The following is a 2155-nucleotide window of genomic DNA, read 5'->3' on the forward strand; positions in this document are numbered from 1 at the left end:
CCACGGACCGGTACAGCGGGGCCGTCGTCATCCCCCAGTGCGTCGGTGGATCACCGGGCCCGACGGAGAGTGAGATTCCGGGTGCGAGCTCGGCGCTGAACCAGAGTGCGAGCGCATTGGCCATTCCGTGGTCGCGGACCCGCAGCATCCTGTCGGCTTGGTGCGGCGCCCGCGCCTGCTCGAGCGGGATCAGGGCCACGTTCGTCGTCCACAACCGGCTCGGCTCGGAGCGCCTGTCGCCGACCGCAAGGTGGCGGGAGCCGCCGGAATAGGAGACCTCGTTGACGGTCTTCTCGACCAGGTCCTCGAGCTTGAGGCCGTACGGGTTGTCCCGTAGGAACTCCACCGTCTCCCCGAGGTAGCGGTCGTGCACCAGCGCGGCCCACGCCGTGACCGAGCGGGGGATCATGACCCCGCCCGGCTTGAGCCAGCGATCACGGGAGACGATGACCGGAACGAGCATCCCTTCGTCAATCCCGAACCCTCCGAGCCACTCCGAGACGATCACGTCAACTCGTTCCGGCGGCTCGACGTCCATGATGTCGCCGTGGATCACATTGACGATGTCCGCGACCCCGTTGGCGACGGCCAGATCCTGCGCCAGGACGGCGACCGACGTCTCTTCCACCGCGTAGACGCGCGCAGCCCCTGCCCGCGCCGCGAACACGCTCAGGATGCCGCTTCCCGCCCCGACATCGAGCACGGTGTCGCCAGAGCGCACCACCGAGTCGATCGCATGCTGGAAAGCCTCGGTGCGAACGCGGTCGCGAATCATCGAACGGTGTACCTCGAACTCCGCGTACATCGGGTCCGGCGAGTGCTTGATCGGCGTCCGCACTGATGCGGCCCTAGCCTGAGCGTGTCCGCGGCGCGTGCGGCTGCTGCGGTGCGAACCGGCGATGGTCCATCGCCGGCTGCCGCCGCGGTGTCGCTATCGTGCGCGCAGAGAAGCGGAAGCGGAGCGCGAGAATCCCGCCGATGACCAGGGACGAACCGGCGACGAGCCCCCAAAGGAACGCCTCGCCCATCAGCGCAACGGCTCTTCCGGCCGCTGATCTGCGTCTAGGTCGTGTTGGCTTCGCATCGCCCCTCGTGTCGGCACGTACTCACCCTTCTGGTACGCGCCGGGTAGCGTGGTCGCCGCTGCGACGCTCGCAGGTCTGCGTATGCCCGGTTACTGGATCAGTTTGGCGAACTCAGGTGAAACTGGGAGGTCGTATACGCCGTAGTCATCGACGTTGTACTTGCCGCCGGTGGTCTGGACCCAGAAGTCGACCAGGAAGGCACCCGACTGCGCGCCCTCAGGCGGCTCGGGCAGGAAACCCTTGTCCTGGGTCTGCGCTCTCCAGAGCTCGAGGGCGGTCCGCATCCGGCGCAGCACGGGCAGGAGGTCAGGGTCCTCCGCGAGGTTTCGCAGTTGGTGGGGGTCTTGCTCGATGTCGAAGAGTTCCTCGATCGGCCGAGTCTCGGCAAGGATCTGCTCCTGCTCGGGAGTGAGCTTTCCTTCCGCGCGCAGGCGGAGCATCTCGGCCAGCACCTCGTCGTAGCCGATGTCGAGCTGCTCGTAGAGGCTGGGTGGGAAGAACGCGGGCTGATCGGGCATGTAGTTGCGGATGTAGTGAAAGTGCGTGTCGACCACGGCACGGCTGCGGTCGATGTGTGTGATCACGCGGTCGCGGTGCGCGAAGGCGTACTCGCGCTCCCCTGCCTCCGGGCCGAGAAACGGTGCGCCATGCAGGTTCGCCGGAAGCTCGACGCCCGCCAGCGAGAGCATCGTCGGCAAGATGTCCACGCCACTGGTCAGCCGGTCAGACACGGCTCCGGGCTGATAACCGGCCGGTCGGTGCTGCTCGGGGATCCACACGACCAGCGGCAGGTGGATGCCGGCGTCGTAGAGGTTGAACTTCCCGCGCACCAGGTCGCGGCCGTGATCGGTCAAGACGACGATCATCGTGTCCTCCAGCAGCCCCTCCTTCTCGAGCATCTCGCGCACCTTGCCGACCTTCGCGTCGAAGACCTGCACGGACGAGAGGTACTGGGCCCACACCGTCCGCACCTCGGGCGTGTCGGGGTAGTAGGGCGGCACTTCGACATCGTCGGGGTCGACGGCCAGGCCCTCTTCGGCGTAGGTCTCAAGGGAGTGCCACGGAGCGTG

At 67.1% G+C, this 2155-nt stretch carries 2 protein-coding genes; both read right to left on the bottom strand.

The window, feature by feature from the left end; genetic code table 11:
• A partial coding sequence (locus tag VNT50_RS01860; RefSeq protein WP_325483408.1) for a 50S ribosomal protein L11 methyltransferase occupies positions 1–775 on the bottom strand: 775 nt, incomplete at its 3' end.
• A 399-nt stretch (positions 776–1174) separates the two neighbouring features.
• A partial coding sequence (locus tag VNT50_RS01865) for a sulfatase-like hydrolase/transferase (RefSeq protein WP_325483409.1) occupies positions 1175–2155 on the bottom strand: 981 nt, incomplete at its 5' end.

Source organism: Microbacterium sp., from assembly GCF_035554235.1.
GTDB lineage: Bacteria > Actinomycetota > Actinomycetes > Actinomycetales > Microbacteriaceae > Microbacterium.